Source organism: Erwinia sp. E602 (assembly GCF_018141005.1).
Lineage (GTDB): Bacteria > Pseudomonadota > Gammaproteobacteria > Enterobacterales > Enterobacteriaceae > Erwinia.
This window is the reverse complement of record NZ_CP046582.1, coordinates 3,142,445-3,162,910: the sequence shown is the minus strand read 5'-3', so window position 1 is coordinate 3,162,910 and position 20,466 is coordinate 3,142,445. Positions and strand designations below refer to the sequence as shown.

The 20,466-nt window shown below is 61.9% G+C and carries 19 protein-coding genes and 2 tRNA genes; 10 read left to right on the top strand and 11 right to left on the bottom strand.

What is annotated here, in order from left to right:
* Nucleotides 1-29 precede the first annotated feature (29 nt).
* Both hspQ and rlmI read right to left on the bottom strand, forming a co-directional pair.
* Complete coding sequence (gene hspQ / locus GKQ23_RS16120; RefSeq protein WP_056236819.1) at nucleotides 30-347, bottom strand: heat shock protein HspQ; 318 nt, start codon at nucleotides 345-347, stop codon at nucleotides 30-32.
* 61 nt (nucleotides 348-408) lie between these two features.
* Nucleotides 409-1,599: a 23S rRNA (cytosine(1962)-C(5))-methyltransferase RlmI gene (rlmI, locus tag GKQ23_RS16115; protein WP_056236817.1), complete on the bottom strand. Its 1,191-nt coding sequence runs from the start codon at nucleotides 1,597-1,599 to the stop codon at nucleotides 409-411.
* A gap of 88 nt (nucleotides 1,600-1,687) precedes the next feature.
* On the opposite strand from rlmI, the gene yccX reads away from it, so the two are divergent.
* Nucleotides 1,688-1,966, top strand: a complete 279-nt coding sequence (gene yccX / locus GKQ23_RS16110) for an acylphosphatase (RefSeq protein WP_056236816.1) — start codon at nucleotides 1,688-1,690, stop codon at nucleotides 1,964-1,966.
* A 126-nt stretch (nucleotides 1,967-2,092) separates the two neighbouring features.
* On the opposite strand, the gene tusE is transcribed toward yccX, so the two are convergent.
* Both tusE and yccA read right to left on the bottom strand, forming a co-directional pair.
* The gene (gene tusE / locus GKQ23_RS16105; RefSeq protein WP_212408852.1) at nucleotides 2,093-2,419 is read right to left on the bottom strand and encodes a sulfurtransferase TusE; all 327 of its coding nucleotides are present in this window, start codon (nucleotides 2,417-2,419) and stop codon (nucleotides 2,093-2,095) included.
* Between the two features lie 104 nt (nucleotides 2,420-2,523).
* Nucleotides 2,524-3,180 carry an FtsH protease modulator YccA gene (gene yccA, locus GKQ23_RS16100; RefSeq protein ID WP_056236813.1) on the bottom strand — a complete coding sequence of 219 codons (657 nt, stop codon included), beginning with the start codon at nucleotides 3,178-3,180 and terminating at the stop codon, nucleotides 2,524-2,526.
* 216 nt (nucleotides 3,181-3,396) lie between these two features.
* Between yccA and GKQ23_RS16095 the strand changes: the two genes are divergently transcribed.
* The 4 genes from GKQ23_RS16095 (at nucleotide 3,397) to lhgO (ending at nucleotide 6,382) form a co-directional block, all read left to right on the top strand.
* Nucleotides 3,397-3,484 (top strand) — tRNA-Ser (locus GKQ23_RS16095).
* A 394-nt stretch (nucleotides 3,485-3,878) separates the two neighbouring features.
* A tRNA-Ser gene (locus GKQ23_RS16090) sits at nucleotides 3,879-3,966 on the top strand.
* Between the two features lie 151 nt (nucleotides 3,967-4,117).
* On the top strand, nucleotides 4,118-5,071 hold the full coding sequence (gene glaH, locus GKQ23_RS16085) for a glutarate dioxygenase GlaH (protein ID WP_212408851.1): 954 nt from the start codon (nucleotides 4,118-4,120) through the stop codon (nucleotides 5,069-5,071).
* Between the two features lie 30 nt (nucleotides 5,072-5,101).
* On the top strand, nucleotides 5,102-6,382 hold the full coding sequence (lhgO, locus tag GKQ23_RS16080) for an L-2-hydroxyglutarate oxidase (protein ID WP_212408850.1): 1,281 nt from the start codon (nucleotides 5,102-5,104) through the stop codon (nucleotides 6,380-6,382).
* 63 nt (nucleotides 6,383-6,445) lie between these two features.
* On the opposite strand, the gene GKQ23_RS16075 is transcribed toward lhgO, so the two are convergent.
* Nucleotides 6,446-7,348 (bottom strand): LysR family transcriptional regulator, encoded by a 903-nt coding sequence (locus GKQ23_RS16075; RefSeq protein WP_072166376.1) that lies wholly within the window; start codon nucleotides 7,346-7,348, stop codon nucleotides 6,446-6,448.
* A 129-nt stretch (nucleotides 7,349-7,477) separates the two neighbouring features.
* On the opposite strand from GKQ23_RS16075, the gene GKQ23_RS16070 reads away from it, so the two are divergent.
* The 4 genes from GKQ23_RS16070 to agp all read left to right on the top strand — a co-directional run bounded on the left by GKQ23_RS16070 (nucleotide 7,478) and on the right by agp (nucleotide 14,328).
* Nucleotides 7,478-9,190 carry an acyl-CoA dehydrogenase family protein gene (locus tag GKQ23_RS16070; RefSeq protein WP_212408849.1) on the top strand — a complete coding sequence of 571 codons (1,713 nt, stop codon included), beginning with the start codon at nucleotides 7,478-7,480 and terminating at the stop codon, nucleotides 9,188-9,190.
* Nucleotides 9,190-10,329, top strand: a complete 1,140-nt coding sequence (locus GKQ23_RS16065) for a CaiB/BaiF CoA-transferase family protein (RefSeq protein WP_212408848.1) — start codon at nucleotides 9,190-9,192, stop codon at nucleotides 10,327-10,329. Before GKQ23_RS16070 ends, GKQ23_RS16065 begins: the two co-directional genes overlap by 1 nt.
* Nucleotides 10,322-12,433 (top strand): 3-hydroxyacyl-CoA dehydrogenase NAD-binding domain-containing protein, encoded by a 2,112-nt coding sequence (locus tag GKQ23_RS16060; protein WP_212408847.1) that lies wholly within the window; start codon nucleotides 10,322-10,324, stop codon nucleotides 12,431-12,433. The genes GKQ23_RS16065 and GKQ23_RS16060 overlap by 8 nt, the downstream gene beginning before the upstream one ends.
* 209 nt (nucleotides 12,434-12,642) lie before the next feature.
* Nucleotides 12,643-14,328 (top strand): bifunctional glucose-1-phosphatase/inositol phosphatase, encoded by a 1,686-nt coding sequence (agp, locus tag GKQ23_RS16055; RefSeq protein WP_212408846.1) that lies wholly within the window; start codon nucleotides 12,643-12,645, stop codon nucleotides 14,326-14,328.
* A 67-nt stretch (nucleotides 14,329-14,395) separates the two neighbouring features.
* Here agp and GKQ23_RS16050 read toward each other — a convergent pair whose 3' ends face one another.
* Together GKQ23_RS16050 and GKQ23_RS16045 are read right to left on the bottom strand one after the other, a co-directional pair.
* A complete protein-coding gene (locus GKQ23_RS16050) occupies nucleotides 14,396-15,766 on the bottom strand; it encodes an NAD-dependent succinate-semialdehyde dehydrogenase (RefSeq protein WP_212408845.1) in 1,371 nt (456 codons plus the stop codon).
* A 151-nt stretch (nucleotides 15,767-15,917) separates the two neighbouring features.
* Nucleotides 15,918-16,148 carry a YccJ family protein gene (locus tag GKQ23_RS16045; protein ID WP_056236801.1) on the bottom strand — a complete coding sequence of 77 codons (231 nt, stop codon included), beginning with the start codon at nucleotides 16,146-16,148 and terminating at the stop codon, nucleotides 15,918-15,920.
* Nucleotides 16,149-16,368: 220 nt separating this feature from the next.
* Between GKQ23_RS16045 and GKQ23_RS16040 the strand changes: the two genes are divergently transcribed.
* Nucleotides 16,369-17,292: a DMT family transporter gene (locus tag GKQ23_RS16040; RefSeq protein ID WP_212408844.1), complete on the top strand. Its 924-nt coding sequence runs from the start codon at nucleotides 16,369-16,371 to the stop codon at nucleotides 17,290-17,292.
* On the opposite strand, the gene rutG is transcribed toward GKQ23_RS16040, so the two are convergent.
* The 4 genes from rutG to rutC all read right to left on the bottom strand — a co-directional run bounded on the left by rutG (nucleotide 17,289) and on the right by rutC (nucleotide 20,454).
* Nucleotides 17,289-18,614 carry a pyrimidine utilization transport protein G gene (gene rutG / locus GKQ23_RS16035; RefSeq protein ID WP_212408843.1) on the bottom strand — a complete coding sequence of 442 codons (1,326 nt, stop codon included), beginning with the start codon at nucleotides 18,612-18,614 and terminating at the stop codon, nucleotides 17,289-17,291. The two genes, GKQ23_RS16040 and rutG, sit on opposite strands and share 4 nt — an antisense overlap.
* Nucleotides 18,615-18,697: 83 nt before the next feature.
* A complete protein-coding gene (gene rutF / locus GKQ23_RS16030) occupies nucleotides 18,698-19,228 on the bottom strand; it encodes an NADH-dependent FMN reductase RutF (protein ID WP_056236796.1) in 531 nt (176 codons plus the stop codon).
* 9 nt (nucleotides 19,229-19,237) lie between these two features.
* Nucleotides 19,238-20,056 carry a pyrimidine utilization protein D gene (gene rutD, locus GKQ23_RS16025; RefSeq protein ID WP_212408842.1) on the bottom strand — a complete coding sequence of 273 codons (819 nt, stop codon included), beginning with the start codon at nucleotides 20,054-20,056 and terminating at the stop codon, nucleotides 19,238-19,240.
* 11 nt (nucleotides 20,057-20,067) lie between these two features.
* Nucleotides 20,068-20,454 carry a pyrimidine utilization protein C gene (gene rutC, locus GKQ23_RS16020; RefSeq protein WP_056236792.1) on the bottom strand — a complete coding sequence of 129 codons (387 nt, stop codon included), beginning with the start codon at nucleotides 20,452-20,454 and terminating at the stop codon, nucleotides 20,068-20,070.
* Nucleotides 20,455-20,466: the final 12 nt, after the last annotated feature.

The window sequence follows — 20,466 nt, the reverse complement described above, 5'->3', positions numbered from 1 at the left end:
ATCCGGCCCCGCCGATCGCGGGGCCGGACTTAGTTACGCAGGTGAGGCGCGCTTAGCTGCTGACGCACCGAGGCGGCCAGTTCATCAAGGGAGGAGTGCCCGGGATGGTCATCCGGGGCTTCCCACGAAAGCTGCGCCTCAGCCAGATAGGTGTGCACCGTCTGGCCCTCGTCATCTTCCATCACCACGTGATACCAGGGTGCGGTGCGAAACGCATCGTAACCGTCGATCTCGGTGACCGCCGGATCTTTCAGCGAGTACTCCGCGTCAACGTCCACCACCACGCCAGGGAAACCCAGCAGCTGGTGACGCACCTGCTGGCCAATACCGAATTTGCTGGCAATCATCATGACCTCCTGAAAAAGTTGCCCTGAACATAATATCGGGGCAGGACAACCTTTTTTCAAGTCACAGAACGTGGCAGGCAAATCCTTTCAGGTACAGCCCTTCCGGGTAGCTGGCCAGCACCGGGTGATCGGCCGCCTGGCGGAACTGCTCGATAAACTGCACTTCACGGCGGGCATCAATCGCGGCGTCAGCGACAATCTTCTGGAACAGGTCGGTGGTCATCAGGCCGGAACAGGAGAAGGTCAGCAGCGTGCCGCCCGGATTCAGCAGCTGCATCGCCAGCATGTTGATATCTTTATAACCGCGGCAGGCGCCCATAAGCTGATTTTTATTTTCAACGAACTTCGGCGGGTCCATCACGATCAGGTCAAACTTTTCACCTTCGTCGCGGTAGCGGCGCAGCAGTTTAAACACGTCATCACGCACAAACTGCGCCTTAGACAGGTCCAGCCCGTTCAGCTCAACGTTCTGTTTCGCAACGTCCAGCGCGTCCTGTGAGGTATCGACGCTGATCACTTCGCTGCAGCCGCCCATCAGCGCGGAAACGGCGAAGCCGCCGGTGTAGGAGAAGCAGTTCAGCACACGACCGTCTTTTGCGTAACGGCGGGTCGCCAGACGGCTGTCGCGCTGATCGAGGTAATAGCCGGTTTTGTGGCCGGTCTGAATGTCGACCAGCAGTTTCATACCGTGTTCGGTAATCGGCAGTAGCGCTGGCGGGGTGTCGCCCAGCACCACGCCCTGCGTCATATCCAGCCCCTCTTTTTTACGCACGCTGACGTCAGAGCGGTCGTAAATGGCACAGCCAGGGTAGCAGGTTTGCAGTGCGGTGATCAGCGCGGCGCGCTGGTATTCCGCACCGGCGGATAGCAGCTGTAATACCAGGAAGTTGCCGAAGCGATCAATGGTGACGCCCGGAAGACCGTCAGATTCCCCGGCGATAATCCGGTAGCTGTCGAGATCGTCACGTACCGCCAGCCAGTCGCGCAGCCGCTGGGCCGCCTGCAGGCGACGGACGAAGAAGTCGATATCAATGGATTCATCTGCGTCCCAGCTCCAGACGCGGGCGCGGATCTGTGATTCGGGAGACCAGGCGGCACGCGCCAGCCATTTTCCCTGGCTGTCGCAGACGTCAATGGTTTCACCCGAACTGGCTTTACCTTCCAGGCGGGCAACCGCGCCGGAAAAGACCCACGGATGGCGACGAAGTAAGGACTTTTCACGCCCTTTGGCAAGAATTAAACGAACGGTCATATTTGCTATGCTTATATTCAGAAAGATCGACGGGTATTGTCCGGTGCCGGTTGCCAAAAAGCAATCGCTGCCGGGGTAAGGAGGAAAAATGGCGATTGAGGCTCGAAAAATGTGGGTGCACGGCCGGGTACAGGGCGTCGGGTTTCGTTACAGCACGCGGAGTGAAGCGCTGCGGCTGGGGCTGCGCGGCTACGCGAATAATCTTGATGACGGCAGCGTGGAGGTGCTCGCCTGCGGCGAAACTGAACAGCTGGATGCACTGCTGGCGTGGTTACAGGCGGGTGGCCCGCGCAGCGCACGGGTCGATAAGGTGCTGGTGGAGCCGCACGTCGGCAATGCGCTACCCAGCGGTTTCACCACCGGGTAACGCTGCGCGTCCGCACCCGGCAGAGGGCGTGCGGCTGCACTCAGGGAATTGTTACTACAGCGTATAAGTCAGGCTGTTACTTCTTCCGCTTACGCGCATGTAGGGGGGTTACCTCGCGGGTGCGTATTACAGGCATTTGGCGGGCTTGGGCAGGCCGGCAATTTTGGTGGCCTGTTTGGCCGGGCCTTTAGGGAACAGGCGGAACAGATAGCGGCTGTTGCCTTTCTCTTCACCATATTTCTGCACCATCGCCTTGACCAGCATGCGTACGGCGGGGGAGGTATTGAACTGCAGATAAAACTCCCGCACAAAGCGGACCACTTCCCAGTGTGCCTCGCTTAACGCGATCTCCTCTTCGGCGGCCAGCAGCGGTGCCAGCGCTTCATCCCAGTCGGTGACCACCTTCAGGTAGCCTTCCGCATCGCGTTCGATCTCTTTACCGTTAAATTGCACTCTGTTGCCCCACGTCTTGTTTTGCGGCGCGCAGTGTAGCAAAACTCAGCCGCACTAAACAGAAAGCCCCGCACGAGGCGGGGCCGGATCTTGCGCCGTAAGGCTTAGTTGCTGCGTGACATACCCAGCAGGCTCAGCAGGCTGACAAAGATGTTGTAGATTGAAACGTACAGGCTAACGGTAGCGCGAATGTAGTTGGTTTCGCCGCCGTGAATGATGTTGCTGGTCTCCCACAGGATTGCGCCGGCGGAGAACAGGATAAACAGCACGCTGATCGCCATATGCAGAGCAGGGATGTTGAGGAAAATGTTGGCGACGACCGCCACCAGCAGCACCACAAAGCCCGCCATCAGCATACCTGACAGGAACGACATATCCTTACGCGTGGTCAGTACATAGGCCGAACAGCAGAAGAACACCAGCGCCGTACCGCCAAGCGCCAGGCCAATCACGTCACCCATACCCGCGGACAGGAAGCTGTTCAGCATCGGCCCCAGGCAGTAGCCAAGGAAGCCGGTAAAGGCAAAGGCGGCCAGAATCCCCGCCGGGCTGTTAGCCAGACGATAGGTCAGGAACATCAGTCCGTAGAAACCAACCAGCATCAGAATAAAGCCCGGCGCAGGCAGCGCAAACACCGTACTCATGGTGGCGGTGAACGCTGAAAACGCCAGCGTCAGCCCAAGCAGAAAGTAGGTATTACGTAATACCCGGTGGGTACTGAGCAGCGAGCTATCACTGGCGGAAGTAACAAGGCGATCCATAAAGCACCTCTCAAGGTCCAATAAATAAAAACGAGCATAAAGAGAGGCTTCCGTCAGGAAAAGGCGTTTTACCCTTCTTTACTCGCTTGCCCGCTTTATTTATCATCAATCCGGCGTTTTTTGCAGCAGTCGATAGCCGGATCGCTTTTTTTTGCTCACTGGCAGAAAAATCAACTTTACAAGCCGCAGGGGGATGTTTATAGTGCGCCCCAACGTGGAGGGATGGCCGAGTGGCTGAAGGCAACGGTCTTGAAAACCGTCGACGGGAAACCGTTCCAGAGTTCGAATCTCTGTTCCTCCACCATCAAATTCAACGGGTCAGCGCAAGCTGGCCCGTTTTGTTTTGTGCAGGAAAAATAACTGGCTTGCTGAAGCCTGCTCCGTCAGCATTGCCCCTGCGACCCTGCGACCCTGCGACCCTGCGACCCTGCGACCCTGCGACCCTGCGACCCTGCGACCCTGCGACCCTGCGACCCTGCGACCCTGCGACCCTGCATCCTCCCGGCGCGGATTTGCCCGGCTGACGTCAGAATAACCCGATCGTGATGTGAATTTGCGCATAACGGCGCTTTAATCAGCACCTGAATCTAAATGTTCATTAAATCAACAAACTAGAGAAAATTTTACTTGGCAACGTGTCCAATACTCCCTATACTTCGCTCCATCAGTTAGCGGATGTGTTCGCAGACTGATAGCGTGGAGGGATGGCCGAGTGGCTGAAGGCAACGGTCTTGAAAACCGTCGACGGGAAACCGTTCCAGAGTTCGAATCTCTGTTCCTCCACCATCAAATTCAAACCCCAGTCTCGAAAGAGACTGGGGTTTTTGCTTTGGTGCTGCGCATCAAATGTCGCTCATGCTGAAAAACGTCGATATAACCTGCGATTGTCTGCACAGGCCGCCGCCTGCCGCCCACGACCATTCAGGAGAACTCCATCATGGGAACCTTAACCCCCGTCAGACGCCAGCAAAAACCGCCGATCCCCGGCGTGTCGTTATCCGTCTCTGCCGTTTCCTGCCGTTTGCTCCAACTGCGTTTCAGCGCTGAGCTGACGCAACGCTTTCTGCAACAGTGCAGCAGCTGGCCGGTGCAGGCGCTGGAGTACAAGTCGATGCTGCGTTTTCGCGTTGCTAAAATTCTGGACGAACTGTGTGGCGGTCAGCTGCGCCCGCTGTTGTTAACCACCTTACTGGGCCGCGAGCAGGGAGCCTTGCTAATCGCCGCCGATGGGCTTAATCAGGTGGAACAGGCCGACGATATGGTGCGGCTGGCCACGGCAATTGCCCATCTTATTGGTCGCTCCAACTTCGATTCGATGAGCGGGCAGTATTACGCGCGCTTCGTGGTGAAAAATGTCGACAGCTCTGACAGCTACCTGCGTAAGCCGGATAAACCGCTGGAGCTGCACAACGACGGCACCTATGTCGAGCAAGCCACCGACTACGTGATGATGATGAAAATTGACGAGCAGAACATGCAGGGTGGCGACTCGCTGCTGTTGCATCTGGACGACTGGCCGCAGCTGGAAACCTTTTTTCACCACCCGCTGGCCCGCCGTAGTATGCGCTGGGCCTCGCCGCCGAGTAAGAATGCTCCGCAAAACGTTTATCACCCGATTTTCAGCACCGACGAGTGCGGCCGCCCGGTGATGAGCTATATCGATCAGTTTGTGCAGCCGCGGGACTTCAGCGAGGGGAACTGGCTGGCCGATCTGTCAGACGCGCTGGAGAACAGCCCGGCCAAATTCGCCCTCCCGGTGCCGGTGGGCAGTCTCCTGCTGATCAACAATCATTTCTGGCTGCATGGCCGCGATCGGTTTACCCCGCATCCCGATCTGCGGCGCGAGCTGATGCGCCAGCGTGGCTACTTCACTCCGCTGTGCGGGCAATAGTGGCCGCCAGGCACTGAGGGGCATCATCGTATGTATGATTTCGCGATTGCCGGCGGAGGAATTGTCGGCATCTCCACCGCCATGCAGCTTATCTCCTGTTACCCGGATGCCCGTATTGTGGTGCTGGAAAAAGAGCGCCGCCTTGCACAGCACCAGACCGGCCATAACAGCGGGGTGATCCATGCCGGGGTCTATTACAAGCCCGGTAGCCTTAAGGCACATTTCTGCCTGGCGGGAAACCAGGCGACCAAAGCCTTTTGCACCGCGCAGAAGATTCCCTGGCTGCAGTGCGGCAAGATGCTGGTGGCCACCACGCCGCTGGAGATGGAACGGATGGAAGCGCTGTGGAAGCGCAGCAAAGCTAACGGACTGGAGCGCGAGTGGCTTTCGGCCGGTGAGCTTGCCAGGCGCGAGCCGAATATCACCGGTCTCGGCGGGATATTCGTACCCTCCAGCAGCATCGTTGACTACCATAAGGTTACCGTTGCTATGGCGCGGGTGTTCACCGAAGCCGGTGGGGAGATACGTTTGCAGACGGAGATCCTCGGGCTGCGTGAAGAGGCTGACCGCGTCACCCTGGTAACCGCACAGGAGGAGCTGGCCAGCCGCTATCTGATTGCCTGCTCGGGTCTGATGGCAGATCGCCTGGTGAGCATGCTGGGCATCGAACCGGGTTTTATCATCTGCCCGTTCCGTGGCGAATATTTCCGCCTCGACGCCCAGCACAACCACTTCGTTAATCATCTGATTTACCCGATCCCGGACCCGGCCGTGCCTTTCCTCGGCATTCACCTGACGCGCACCATTGATGGCGGCGTCACCGTCGGGCCGAATGCGGTACTGGCCTGGCGTCGCGAAGGCTACCGGAAAAGCGCCATCAGCTGCCGGGACCTGTTCGAAATGGCGTGTAATGCGGGAGTGCGCAAACTGCTGAAACAAAATTTCTCACTGGGCATCAACGAGATGAAAAACTCGTTTTTCAAACAGGGCTATCTGCGGCAGGTACAGAAGTACTGCCCCAGCCTGCAACTGGCCGACCTGCAGCCGTACCCGGCGGGGGTCAGGGCGCAGGCGGTCTCTGCCGACGGCAAACTGATCGACGACTTTCTGTTTGTCGCCAGCGAACGCACCCTGCACGTGTGTAATGCACCGTCCCCGGCGGCCACGTCGGCGATCCCTATCGGCCAGCATATCGTTGAGCGGGTGAAAGAGATGGTGAAACGGCATCCGCTGTCCGTGGCCAGGCGTGGCCGTTTTAGCCGGAGCAGAAGAGGAGGGGAGTGTGGCTCTGCAGCAAAACACGGCTTTTAGAGATTACGCGGTGCGGCACCCGGGCAGGCTACGCGGCAGCCCTGGATAATGATGTGAGAGGATCTACTGGCCCCGTTCGCCATCTTCAGCCAGGTGCGGCGGCAGCATGGCCGTTAGCGCCGCCAGCAGCGGACGCGGATCGTCCTTTTTCCATACGCACCAGCCCTCAGACTGCGTGACAGCACAGTCGAGCTGCACAAATGTCACCCCGGCCATCGCCGCATGTTCCAGGCTGGCGGGCACCAGCGCCACGCCAAATCCTTTTGCCACCAGCGCAATGACGCTCAGCCAGTGGCGCGCTTCACAGCGGGCATCCGCGTCGATACTGGCAGCAAGCAGCAGCGACTGAATGCGATCGTAGTAAAACGGCGACAGCGCGCGGGAGAACACCACAAAGTGTTCCCCGCGCAGCTGGGTTAAACCGACCTTCGGCTGGCCTGCCAGCGGGTGCTGCTGCGGCAGACACAGGGCGATGCGGTCGCGGGAAAAGCGCTGCGCCGCAATGCCGGCCGGCAGCTGACAGTGATGGACAAAGCCCACGTCGAGGCCACCGTGCAGCAGGTCGCTCAGCTGTTCGCGGGTGTTCAGCTCCAGCAGGCTCAGCCGCAATCCTGGCCTCTGCTGCTGAAAGCGTTGCAGCAGCGCGGGCAATCCCTGATAGAGCAGCGCGCCGACAAATCCGACTCGCAGGTGGCCGGTCACCCCATTGCTGATATCGCGTACCTGCTCCATCGCGGTGTTCATGCCGGCAATCAGCGCCCGGGCCGCCGGGATCAGCGCCTGCCCGGCGTCGGTCAGCCGCACCTGCTGGTGGCTGCGCTCAAACAGCCGTGCGCCGATGCTCTCTTCCAGCTGGCGAATGCTCACGCTTAGCGGCGGCTGCGAGATCAGCAGACGTCTGGCCGCATGGCCAAAATGCAGCTCTTCCGCCAGCACCAGGAAGTAACGTAAATGCCGAATATCCATCTATTGCCTGCCTCAGTGTCCGTTGATGCACCACGATTTTTCCAGCCTATCAGCCGATAGTCAGACGGTATTAGACAATCCTGCGTAAACGGCAAAAGGTAGGGGCTGACGCAATGACAGGAGAAGGCCATGATGCCCTTGAACGATCAACACAACGCTATTCCGGACGCTTTCGGCACCAGCCTGTGGCAAACCGATCCCACGCTGGACGCGCTGATTAACGCCTATCTGCCCGCCGGGCTGGCCGATCATCTGCGACCCCTGCTGCAGAAGCTTGGGGCGCTGGCGGGGGGGCGGCTGAGTGAGCTGGCCGATCGCGCCGATAAAAATCCACCGCAGTTGCAGCAGCGCACCCGTACCGGCGACGACGTTCAGCAGGTGATTAAACACCCGGCGTATTGCGAGATGGAGCACTGCGCGTTCAGCGAGTTTGCGCTGGCGGCGATCTCTCACTGCCCGGACCAGCTCGGCTGGCAGGGACAGCTGCCGCCGCTGGTAAAATACCTGTTTACCTATCTGTTTGTGCAGGCGGAGTTCGGCCTGATGTGCCCGGTCTCAATGACCGACTCGCTGGCCCGCACCCTGAAAAAATTCGGCTCACCCCAGTTGGTTGACCGCTATCTGCCGCGCCTGACCTCGCGGGACCCTGCCAGCCTGTTGCAGGGGGCGATGTTTATGACCGAGCAGGGCGGCGGGTCCGATATCGCCGTCACCACCACCCGGGCGGTGGCGCAGGGGGAAAACTATCTGCTGTACGGCGACAAATGGTTCTGCTCTAACCCTGATGCCGGGCTGGCGATGGTACTGGCGCGCATTGACGGTGCCGTGGACGGGATGAAAGGCGTCTCGCTGTTTCTGCTGCCGCGCACGCTGCCGGACGGCTCGCTTAACGCCTACCGCATTCTGCGGCTGAAAGACAAGCTGGGCACCCGCTCGATGGCCAGCGGTGAGATTCGTCTTGAGGGGGCCAGCGCCTGGCTGGTGGGGGAAGCCGGACGGGGTTTTGTACAGATGGCTGATATGGTCAACAACTCGCGGCTCTCTAACGGCGTGCGTTCCGCCGGGCTGATGCGCCGGGCGGTCAGCGAAGCGTTTTTTATTGCCCGTCACCGTCGGGCGTTTGGCAAAACGCTGATTGAGATGCCGCTAATGCGCCGCCAGCTGCTGAAGCTGCTGCTGCCCGCGGAGCAGGCGCGCAGCATGGTGTTTCAGACGGCCTGCGTGCTGCAGCAGGCGGACGGCGGCGATAAGCAGGCCTATGCGCTGCTGCGGCTACTCACCCCGCTGATCAAGTTCCGCGCCTGCCGTGACGCGCGCAGGGTGACCGGCGACGCGATGGAGATCCGCGGTGGTTGCGGTTATATCGAAGAGTGGGGGGATCCGCGGCTGGTCAGAGACGCGCATCTTGGTTCAATCTGGGAAGGTACCAGCAATATCGTGGCGCTGGACGTGCGCCGTGCCGTGCTGCGCGAGCACTCGCTGGATGCGCTGCAGCCCTGGCTGGGCCGGTTGCTGGATGAGTCTCAGTTGCCCCGTTCGCTGCAGCAGCAGTTCCTCCACGCGCAGCAGCGGGTGTTTGCTCTGGTGCAGGCTGCCGTGGCCGATAACGCTGGCGGGCAGGTGCGACGAGCCGCAAGCGCCCTGTACCACCTGATCAGCGCGACGATTATGGCCTGGGAGAGCCAGCAGGCGCAGCTGCCAGACCGTCTGCTGCTGGCCGGGCTGGTGCTGCAGCACAAGCTGTTGCCCGCCGACCCGCTGGCGGCAGACGATGGCCTGAGCGCGGAAGACGAAGCGCGGCTGCTGGCGTCGGCGTGGGCACTGCCCGGGGAGGCCCGCTGATGACGCTCTCCGTCACCGGAGCCTTAGCCGGCGTCCGGGTTATCGATCTGTCACGGGTGCTGGGCGGCCCGTACTGCGGCCAGGTACTGGGCGACCACGGTGCCGATGTGCTCAAGGTTGAGCCGCCGAAGGGCGACGAAACCCGCTTCTGGGGGCCACCGTTCCAGGACGGCGTGGCCGCCTACTATCTTGGCCTCAACCGCAACAAACGCGGCACAACGCTGGATTTATCCACGCCTGCGGGCGTTGAAGCGCTGTATGAACTGCTGGCCGATGCCGATGTACTGATTGAAAATTTCAAAACCGGCACCCTTGAGAAGTGGGGCCTCGGTTTTGACCTGCTGTCGCAGCGATTTCCACGGCTGATCCACTGCCGCATCAGCGGCTTCGGTGCCGATGGTCCGCTGGGGGGAAGGGTGGGCTACGACGCGGCGATCCAGGCGCTGTGCGGCATTATGAGCGTCAACGGGGAGGCACAGGGTGAACCGTTAAGGGTCGGCATCCCGCTGGTCGATCAGTGCACCGGGATGAACGCGGTCAGCGGTATTCTGCTGGCGCTGTACGAGCGAACGCAGAGCGGGCTGGGTCAGTTCGTCGAGTGCAGCCTGTTCGACACCGGCATCTCGCTGCTGCACCCTTATTCATCCAACTGGTTTGCCAGCCGGCAGCCGCCGCAGCGCACCGGCAACGCCCACGTCAGCCTCTATCCCTATGACGTGTTCCCGACGGCCACCGTGCCGGTCTTTATCGGCGTTGGCAATAACCGGCAGTTTGCCCTGCTGTGCGACTGCCTTGATGCACCGGCGCTGCGTGACGACCCGCGTTTTGCGGAGCCGGCGCTGCGTTCCATCAACCGCATCCCGCTGCGCCAGCTGCTGGTGGAGCTGCTGGCCGATCGGCAGGGGGCTGCCGTGGCCGATCGGCTGTTGCAGAGTGGGGTGCCTGCCGCGCCACAGCTGGACGTACCGGCGGCGTTGAACCACCCGCATACCGCCCATCGTCAGATGCTGGTCACCATTGGTGACGGCTATCGCGGCGTGGCCTCGCCGATCAAACTCAGCCGCACCCCGGCCAGCTACCGGCTGGCCCCGCCGGTTGCCGCTCTGGAACGGAAAAAAAAGGAAAGTCATCATGGATAACGTCGAACGGCCTGTTGTGCACCTTGAACGCGATGGCGAGATCCTGATCGCCCTTCTCGATAACCCGCCGGTCAATGCCCTCAGCCATGCGGTGCGTGCCGCGCTGTGGGCCGCCGTGGAGCGGCTGGAAGCCGACGCCAGCCTGCGGGCGCTGCTGTTGCTGGGGGCGGAGGGGCATTTCTCCGCCGGGGCGGACATCCGCGAGTTTGCCCAGCCGCGCCAGCCGCCGGCGCTGCGCGACCTGTGCAATCTGCTGGAGTCCTGCGGTAAGCCGGTGATCGCCGCCATGGCCGGCAACACCCTGGGCGGCGGACTGGAAATTGCGCTGGCCGCCCACTACCGGCTGGCGGTGGACGGCTGCCGCCTCGGCCTGCCTGAGGTGCGGCTGGGGCTGTTGCCGGGAGCGGGCGGTACCCAGCGCGCCCCGCGGCTGATGGGGGCGCAGGCGGCTCTGGCGCTGATCCTCAGCGGCCGTCCGCTGAGTGCCACCCAGGCGGTAGCGCAGGGGCTGGCGGACCGGTTGGGAACCGAGGCACGCCGCGATGGCCTGGCGCTGGCACGGGAACTGTTGGCCAGCGGTTCAGGCCCGCGCCCGACCCGCCACCAGACGGCGGCGCTGAAGAACGTAGCGGCCTGGCATGCGGCGCTGGTCGCGGCGCGGGGCAGCCTGAGCAGCGCGTATCGCGGACAGTTCTCACCGGGGCTGATTGTTGAGTGCGTGGCCGCCGCCTGTGAATCGTCGTTTGACGAGGGGCTGCGAATGGAGGCCGCACAGTTTATGCGCTGTCAGCACAGCCCCGAGCATGCGGCGCTGCTCTACGCCTTTAACGCCGAACGCAGCACCGCGAAGCTGGCCAGGGCCGCACCGATGCCGCCGGTCGCCTGCCGTCAGGTGGCGGTAGTTGGCGGTGGCACCATGGGCAGCGGCATTGCCATTGTGCTGCTGGACGCCGGGCTGGAAGTGGTGCTGTGCGAACAGGATGAGCCGCGGCTGGCGGCCGCACGGCAACGAATTGAGGAACACTATCATCGCCAGGTGTCGAAGCAGCGGTTCACCGCTGCGGCGGTGAACGCCCGGCTGGCACGCTACGCCGGAACTACCCGCTATGCGGACCTCGCCAGCGCCGACTGGGTGGTGGAAGCGGTATGGGAGGATTTGGCTGCTAAGCAGGCGGTGTTCCGCGAACTTGACCACCACTGTAAACCCACCGCCATGCTGGCCAGCAACACCTCTTATCTGGACATTCGGGAGATCGCCCGCGTTACCGGCAGGCCGCGGCAGGTGATCGGCCTGCACTTTTTTTCGCCCGCTCCGGTGATGCGCCTGCTGGAGGTGGTAATCCCGCCGGAGACGCCCTGCGACGTGGTGTCCGCCGCCTTCGGGCTGGCGCGTCGCCTGGGGAAAATTCCGGTGCGCACCGGCATCTGCGACGGCTTTATCGGCAACCGGATACTCTCGGTGTGCCGGCGTGCCGCAGAGGCGATGCTGGAGGAGGGCGCCTCGCCCTATCAGATCGATGCTGCGTTAAGGCACTTTGGTTTTGCGATGGGTCCGTTCCAGACCAGCGACCTGGCCGGTGGCGATATCGGCTGGGCGACCCGCCAGCGCCGTGCGGGCAGCCGCAGCCCGCAGGAGCGCTATGTGCAGGTGGCCGACCGGCTGTGCGAACGGGGCTGGTTTGGTCAGAAAAGCGGGCGCGGCTGGTATCGCTACGATACCGGCGAACCCCGAGGTACCGCCGATCCGGAGGTGCTGGAGATCGTTGCGGCCGAGCGTCGGCGTGCCGGTGTTCGGCCACGCGCCTTCGGCGATGACGAAATCGTCCAGCGTTATCTGGCCGCGATGATCAATGAGGGTGCCCGTATTCTTGAGGAGGGCATCGCGGGCAGGCCGCTGGATATTGATGTGGTACTGCTGAACGGCTACGGTTTTCCGCGCTATCGCGGTGGGCCGATGTACCGGGCGGACGGGATTGGGTTAAGACAGGTCCTCGCTGATATCGCTGACTATGCCCGCGATGAGCCAGCATTCTGGCAGCCCTCTGCGCTGTTGCTGCGTCTGGTTGCCGCCGGCGAGACCTTTGCCAGCCTCAATCACCGCTAACTGTTGACCAGGGTGGGTAACACCGCCCTGACGCCCGTTTAATGCCTTCTGTTTTCCCCTGCTTCCTGTTATTTTCTTCAGTGCAGAGAGGGGCAGAGCATTGTGTAAACATCTTGTTTCGTTTCAACGCAGTGAAGCCTCTAAACCGCCGGGGTCAGAATCTGCTATATTACCCTCATTACACTTCAAGCGAGTATTGGAACCCACTTATGATCAATAAGTTAACTCTGTGTGCAGTCGCCGTTTGCTCTGCACTTTCCGGCTCCGCCGCGTGGGCGGCCGATAGCGACTATCAGCTGGAACAGGTACTGATGCTCAGCCGTCACAACCTGCGTGCTCCGCTGGCGGATAACGGCAGCGTGCTGGCGCAGGCGACCAAAAAGTCCTGGCCAAAGTGGGATGTGCAGGGAGGTCAGCTGACCACCAAAGGTGGCGTACTGGAGGTCTACATGGGGCGCTACACCCGTGAATGGCTGGCGCAGCAGGGGCTGGTGAAGGACGGCGAATGCCCGAATCCAGGCGCTATTTACGCCTATGCCAACAGCCTGCAGCGTACCGTGGCCACCGCACAGTTCTTTATTACCGGTGCTTTCCCCGGCTGTGATATCAGCGTTTCCCATCAGGATGAGATGGGCGTGATGGATCCGATCTTCAGTCCGGAGATCACAGACGGCAGCGATGCCTTCCACCAGCAGGCGCTGTCGGCGATGAACGCCGCCGGTGAGAAGCTGGCGCTGAAACCGGCGTTCCAGCGGCTGGAAAAAATCATTGATTACAAAAATTCTGCGGCCTGCGACGGCAAAAAGCAGTGCGATCTGAGCCGTGACGGGCAGAACAGCTTCAGTGCTGACAAGGGCAAGGAGCCGAACGTTGCCGGTCCGCTGAAGGTAGGCAATTCGCTGGTGGATGCCTTTACCCTGCAGTATTACGAAGGCCTGCCGCTGGAGCAGGTGGCCTGGGGGCAGATCAAAACCCCGGAGCAGTGGCAGGAGCTGTCGGCGATCAAAAATGGCTATCAGGATGCCCTGTTTACCTCGCCACAGGTGGCCCGCAACGTTGCCGCACCGCTGGTTGACTACATTCGCAGCCTGCTGGTAGAGCAGGATAAAAACGATACCCCGGCGGTGACGCTGATGGTTGGCCACGACTCCAACATTGCTTCGCTGCTGTCGGCGATGGACTTTAAGCCCTATGAACTGAACGGGCAGAATGAACGCACGCCGATCGGTGGTATGGTGCAGTTCCAGCGCTGGCACGACAAGAAAAACGACCGGGACCTGGTCAAGGTGGAGTACGTTTACCAGAGCAGCGAACAGCTGCGTGATGCACAACCGCTGTCGCTAGAGACCCCGCCGAAGCGCGTGACGCTGCAGATGGCCGGTTGCCCGACCGATGCCAACGGCTTCTGCTCGTGGGACACCTTCACCAAAGTGCTGACCGATACGCTGGAGGGCACGCCACTGCAGGTAGCGGCTCCGGCAGCTGCAGCGGCTGATGCGGCGAAAGCCCCGGCCGCGAATGCGGATGCGGCAGAGAAAGCGACCGCTGAAAAAGCAGCGGCAGAAAAAGCGGCTGGTGACAAAGCCGCAGCCGATAAAGCCGCAGCCGATAAGGCAGCGGCGGACAAAGCGGCAGCGGATAAAGCAGCGACTGAGAAAGCAGCTCAGGCTAAAGCCGCAGCGGATAAAGCAACGGCAGAGAAGGCTGCGCAGGCCAAAGCGTCTTCAGACAAGGCTGCGCAGGTCGCGAAAGAGAAAGATAAGGCCGCGGCGGATAAAGCCGCAACAGAAAAGGCGGCTAACGACAAAGCCGTGGATAAAGCGGCTGACCAGCCTGCGGCCAAAGAGGCTCAGCCTCAGGCAGAGGCGAAGCCGGCCCAGCCTGCGGCCGGCTAAGTTCCATTCGCTACAACCGCCGTACAGAAAGGCCGACGTGATGTCGGCCTTTTTTTATACGAACGGTTTACGATGCCACGACCACCAGCTTCTGATTCACAAACTCTTTGATGCCGAGATCGGACAGTTCGCGACCAAAGCCAGAGCGTTTTACGCCGCCAAACGGTAGCTCGGCGGCGGTGTCGCTGGCCGAGTTGATATAGACCATTCCGGTCTCAATCCGTGAGGCCAGCGCGCGTGCGCGGGCAATGTTCTGGCTGAACACCGCGCCGCCAAGGCCGTAGTGGGAGTCGTTAGCCAGCTTCACCACCTCGTCATCGTCTTTGACGATATACACCTGCGCCACCGGGCCAAAGAACTCCTCGAAATACGCCGGGTTATCGCGGGTGATGCCGGTCAGAATGGTCGGCTGGTAGAAGCAGCCGGGGCCGGCTACCGGACCGCCGCCGATCAGCAACTGCGCGCCGTTCTCCAGCGCCCGGCTGACCTGTTCCTGCAGGCTATCGCGCGCGTCCGCCGACGACAGCGGGCCAAGGGTGGTGGTTTCGTCCAGCGGGTCGCCAATTTTGACCGCTTTAAACGCCTCGGTCAGCTTCTGCAGAAAGGCATCGGCGACCTTTTCATGCACCAGGAAACGTTTTGCGGCGGTACACACCTGGCCGCAGTTGCTCAGGCGGGCGCCCGCGCCGTTTTTTACCGCTTTATCAAGGTCACAGTCATCCAGCACCACAAACACGTCGTTACCGCCCAGCTCCAGGGTGGTTTTCTTCAGGTGTTTACCGGCCTGCTGGGCAACAGCGCTGCCGGCGCGTTCGGAGCCGGTCAGCGCCGCTCCCTGCACGCGGTCGTCGGCGATCAGGTCGGCTATCTGTTCATTGCTGGCGAACAGGTTGGTCCAGGCCCCCTCCGGCGCGCCCGCTTCCCTGACCAGCTGCTCAAACAGCACCGCGCAGTGCGGCACGTTGGCGGCGTGCTTGGCCAGCACAGGATTACCGGCCGCCAGGTTCGGTGCCAGCACGCGCATCAGCTGGTAGAACGGGAAGTTCCACGGCTCTACCGCCACCAGAACGCCGATCGGATGGTGTTCGACCCAGGCTTCACCGAGGTCGGTGGGATAGGGGACAGGTGCCAGAAAACGCTCCGCGTTGTCGGCGTAATAACGGGCGATCTGCGCACAAAGTTGCACTTCGCCGCGGCTCTGCCGCAGCAGCTTGCCCATCTCGATGCTGGCGGTTTTGGCCAGCTCATCGACGCGCGCGTCAATCAGGTCGGCCAGCTTATGCAGAACCTGCAGGCGTGGCTGAATAGACCCTTTGGACCAGTCTGAATGGTAGAGGGCATCGGCCGTGGCCAGCGCCTGCTCGATCTGCCGATCGCTGTGGTCGGGCCAGGACTTAATCAGCGAATTGGTTGCGGGGTTAATGCTCTGATAGGACATTGCGCTCTCCTTGAGTCAGTTTTCAGCCTGAGTGGGCCATTGTGTTGCTGCACGGAATAAGCGTAGTAGGCAAAAAAGGGGACAGGCCGTGTTTCGGAGGACTCTCACGGCCGGTAAGGCAGTCCGGGGCAGAGACGCCTGCCCCGGCAGGCTACACGTTGCGGCGTTCGACCTGTTTGTTATCCCAGGTGAGAATATCCTGGTCGGTCTTTTCAAAGGCGCGTATCAGCACGTCGTCGCTGCCCTGCTGCGCCCAGATGGTTTCGGCCAGCCGCTCGTCGTAGTTGGCCACTTCAAAAATCGCTTCGGCGATCTCATGGGAGGTCAGCCGCAGATCGGCCCACTGTGCCACATGGTGGGCTTTTGCTTGATGCGTTGTCATTCCGTTCTCCTGATTGAATGATGAAGGATCGGACTCTCGCCACAGGCGGCGCACCGTCCGGTGCGCCTGACTCCTCAGTATAGAAGATCGCCGCCGGCGTGCCTGTCGGCGTGAAAATACGGTGTGCTCCCGCAACCCGCCATGCCGGCGCCTGTGGCGATGTGCTTGACCCGCCCGCACGAAGTGCGCACACTGGCGCAAATTTTTTTCCGGGTGGGCTATGGCTGGTTTTTTCTCGCGTTACAAACTCTCTCTCAGCCGTCAGGAGCTGATCCTGGTGCTGATCACTATCATCTGGGGCGGCACCTTTCTCACCGTCCACCATGCGATGAAGTTCAGCGGCCCGTTTTTCTTTATCGGCGTGCGTTTTGCCGCGGCGTCGCTGCTGCTGGGGGCGATCTTCTGGCGCAGCATGCGCGGCATGACCTGGCAGGAGGTCAAAGCCGGTACCCTGATCGGCCTGAGCATCAGCCTCGGCTACGGCCTGCAAACCTACGGCATGCAGACCATCACCAGCAGCCAGTCGGCGTTTATTACCGCCATGTACGTGCCGCTGGTGCCGCTGCTGCAGTGGATCTTCCTTGGGCGGATGCCGGGCCTGATGTCGTGGATCGGCGTACTGCTGGCTTTCATCGGCCTGCTGCTGCTGGCCGGCCCGAGCGTCGGATCGGTCGCCTTTAATGTGGGAGAGATCGTCACGTTGCTCAGCGCGCTGGCGATTGCCGCCGAGATCATCCTGATCAGCGCCAGCGCAGGGCGGGTTGACGTGCGTCGGGTAACGGTGGTCCAGCTGGCGACCGCCTCGCTGTTTGGTTTTCTGCTGATGCTGCCCAACCAGGAGTCGGTACCGCCCTTTAGCCCGTACCTGATGTGGAGCGCCGTCGGGCTGGGAGTGGCCAGCGCCATTATTCAGGTCACGATGAACTGGGCGCAGCGCAGCGTCTCACCGACCCGCGCTACGGTGATTTACACCGGGGAACCGGTGTGGGCCGGCATCGTCGGGCGGATCGCCGGCGAACGCCTGCCCGCCATCGCTCTGCTGGGGGGGGCGCTGATCGTGCTGGGGGTGCTGGTCAGCGAGCTGAAGCTGAAACGAAAAAAAGCGGCGCAGGAGCCCGCGCCGCTGAAGTGTGATAACGCTTAACTCTGCTGGCGGATGACGCTGTCAGCACGCGCTGCCGCGCCTTTACGGCTGAGCAGAGCGTTCAGCAGAATGGCACCGAAGGTGGCGGTGCCGATGCCGCCGAAGGTGAAGCCGCCGATATTCAGGGCAAAATCCCCCGCGCCCAGCACCAGCGTCACCGCCACCATAATCAGGTTGCCGTTCTGGCTGAGATCGACCTGATTCTGGATCCAGATGCGCGCGCCGGCCACGGCGATCAGGCCAAACACCACGATTGACGCACCGCCGATCACCGGGCCGGGAATGGTATGGATCAGCGCGCCAAACTTCGGCGAAAAGCCCAGCAGCAGCGCAATCAGCGCGGCGGCAACAAACACCAGCGTTGAGTACACCCGGGTCACCGCCATTACGCCGATATTCTCTGCATAGGTGGTGACCCCGCTGCCGCCGACGCCGCCTGACAGCATGGTTGCCAGCCCGTCACCGACAAAGGCCCGGCCGATATACGGATCGAGGCTGCGGCCGGTCATACCGGCTACCGCCTTCAGATGGCCGAGGTTTTCCGCCACCAGAATGATCGCCACCGGCGCGATGCTGAACATCGCATGGCTGCTGAAGGAGGGCGCGGTAAACTGCGGCAGGCCAAGCCAGGGCGCGGCGCTCAGCAGGCTGAAGTCCACCGGCTTACCGAGGCCAAAGCCGTTGGTCAGCAGCGCATAAAGCCCCCAGGCGACGATTAACCCGACCAGGATCAGCAGGCGTTGCACCATACCGCGGGTGAAGACGGCCACGGCACCGATGCACAGCACCGTCATCACCGCCATCCAGCTGTCAAAGGCGCTGGCCGACACGCTGCGCACGGCGATCGGCGCCAGGTTCAGACCGATCGCCATCACCACCGCGCCGGTGACCACCGGCGGCATCAGCGACTCAATCCAGCGGGTGCCGGACTTCATCACTATCACGCCGATCAGCGTATAGAGGGCACCGCAGGCGATAATGCCGCCCAGCGCCACGCCAAGGTTGGCATTCATCCCCTGGCCACTGTAACCGGTGACGGCAATCACCACCCCGACAAATGCGGCGCTGGAGCCAAGGTAACTCGGTACCCGGCCGCCGGTAATCACAAAGAACAGCAGCGTGCCCACGCCGGACATCAGGATGGCAAGGTTGGCATCCAGCCCCATCAGCAACGGCATCAGCACCGTGGCACCAAACATCGCCACCGCATGCTGCAGGCCCATTACCAACGTCTGTCCGGCAGGTAACGCTTCATCGGGGGCAACAATCTCCGCAGAGCCTGCCCGCGTTTTGGACCATTGAGGAAACCAGGAACTCGCCATCGTCTTCTCCAGAGTGAGGGAACTGCGTTAAGTGACGGCACCGCCGCCGGGTAGCCCGCGGCAGGGAAACCCTGCCCGCGGCGTTACGGTAAACTGGCGCTGCGCTGCAACGGGTGATAATTACGGTCGTAGTAGATCAGGCCGTGGGCCTGGTCGTTGCAGATCAGCGCCTGCGCTTCGCAGATCAGAATGTCGTGGGTGCCGACGCTGATGGTGCGGATCAGCGTGCAGTCAAACGATGCCACCGCGCCGCTGAGCACCGGCGACCCGGTGGCCAGCGTCGTCCAGCTGGCGGCGTTAAAGCGTTCCGCCATCGGCGTTTTGCCGCCGAACAGGTTCGACAGCGGCTGATGACCGTCGGCCAGGGTATTGACGCAGAGGCGGCCGTTGCGGGTAAAGGTCTCCCACACCGACGACGAGCGGTTCAGGCACACCAGCAGCGTCGGCGGCGTATCGGTGACGCTGCACACCGCCGAGGCGGTAAAGCCGGCGCGGCCGGCCGGGCCATCGGTGGTAATGATGTTGACCGCTGCCGCCAGCTGCGCCATCGCGTTACGAAACTGCTGCCGTTCCACGGCGGCGGAAGGGGAGGGATTCAGTGTGGCCAGGGACATTGCGGTTCCTTACCCGGTAACGGGAGTGGGGTGACGGTGGGGCATGGAGAACGGCGTGGTCTCCAGCCAGTTCAGCAACAAGCGGTTAAACGTCGGGCTGTCGGTCACGCTCATCGCGTGGCCGCCCCAGTCCATCAGCTGCAGGGTAGCGTCTGGCAGGGCCGCCTGCAGCCGTTCAGAGCAGGTCCAGGGCACCAGCAGATCGTCGCGTGAGCAGAGCAGCAGCACCGGCAGGGCGATCTGCGCGGCGCTGGCGCTGAAATCGCAGGCCATCAGCGCCTGCAGGCGTTTCAGCAGGTTATCCGTGCCCTGAAAATGGGCGATATGCAGGCTGTCCTCGGCTTCAATGCGCGCCTGATGCCGGGAAAGCCAGTCCGCCGGGTAAAGGAACAGCGGCTGGGCGCGGACGAAGGCCTCGACGCCGCTGTTCAGCAGCAGATCCTGGCGCACGCGGAAGCAGCGGCGGGTGTGGGCGTCCAGCTGCAGCCAGCCGTTGACCACCACCAGCCCGAGCAGGCGCTGCGGATGATCCAGCGCCAGCTGCAGACCGATCAGGCCGCCGAGCGCGTGGCCGACCAGCACAAATTTATCGATACCCTGCGCATCCAGCGCCGCGATCAGCTCATCGGCCATCTGCTGCATGCTGTAGCCGGCCGGCAGGCTATCGGCGCTGCGCCCGGTGCCGCGCTGGTCGTAGCTCACCACGCGATAGCGCGCGCGCAGCGCGTCCAGCTGCGGCAGCCAGAAACTGCCCAGCCCGCCCAGCCCGGCGGACAACACCAGCGTAGTGGCGGCCGCGTCGTCACGGCCGGAAAGCGTTATGTGCATGCGCAGCCTCCTTAACGACCGATGTGCGCCACGCTGGCGATTTCCACCAGCGCGTCGGGCTTCACCAGGCCACACTGAATGCAGTAGCGGGCCGGCTTCTCCCCCGGAAAGTAGTCGGCATACACCGCGTTGATCGCCGCATAGTGCTGCCAGTCGGTGAGGAAAATCGAGTTAAAGGTGACGTCCTCCAGCGTGCCGCCGGCGGTTTCGATCACGCTTTTAATCGTCTCCAGCACGTGGCGGGTCTGCGCCGCCGCATCGCCGACGTGCACCACGTTGTTGTCCTTATCGAACGGCAGCGTTCCTGATACATAGACCACGCCGTCTGCCAGCGTACCGGGGACGAACGGTGCAATCGGCACGCCGGTGCCCGGCGGGGTGATAATCGTTTTAGGCATGAGCGTGCTCCG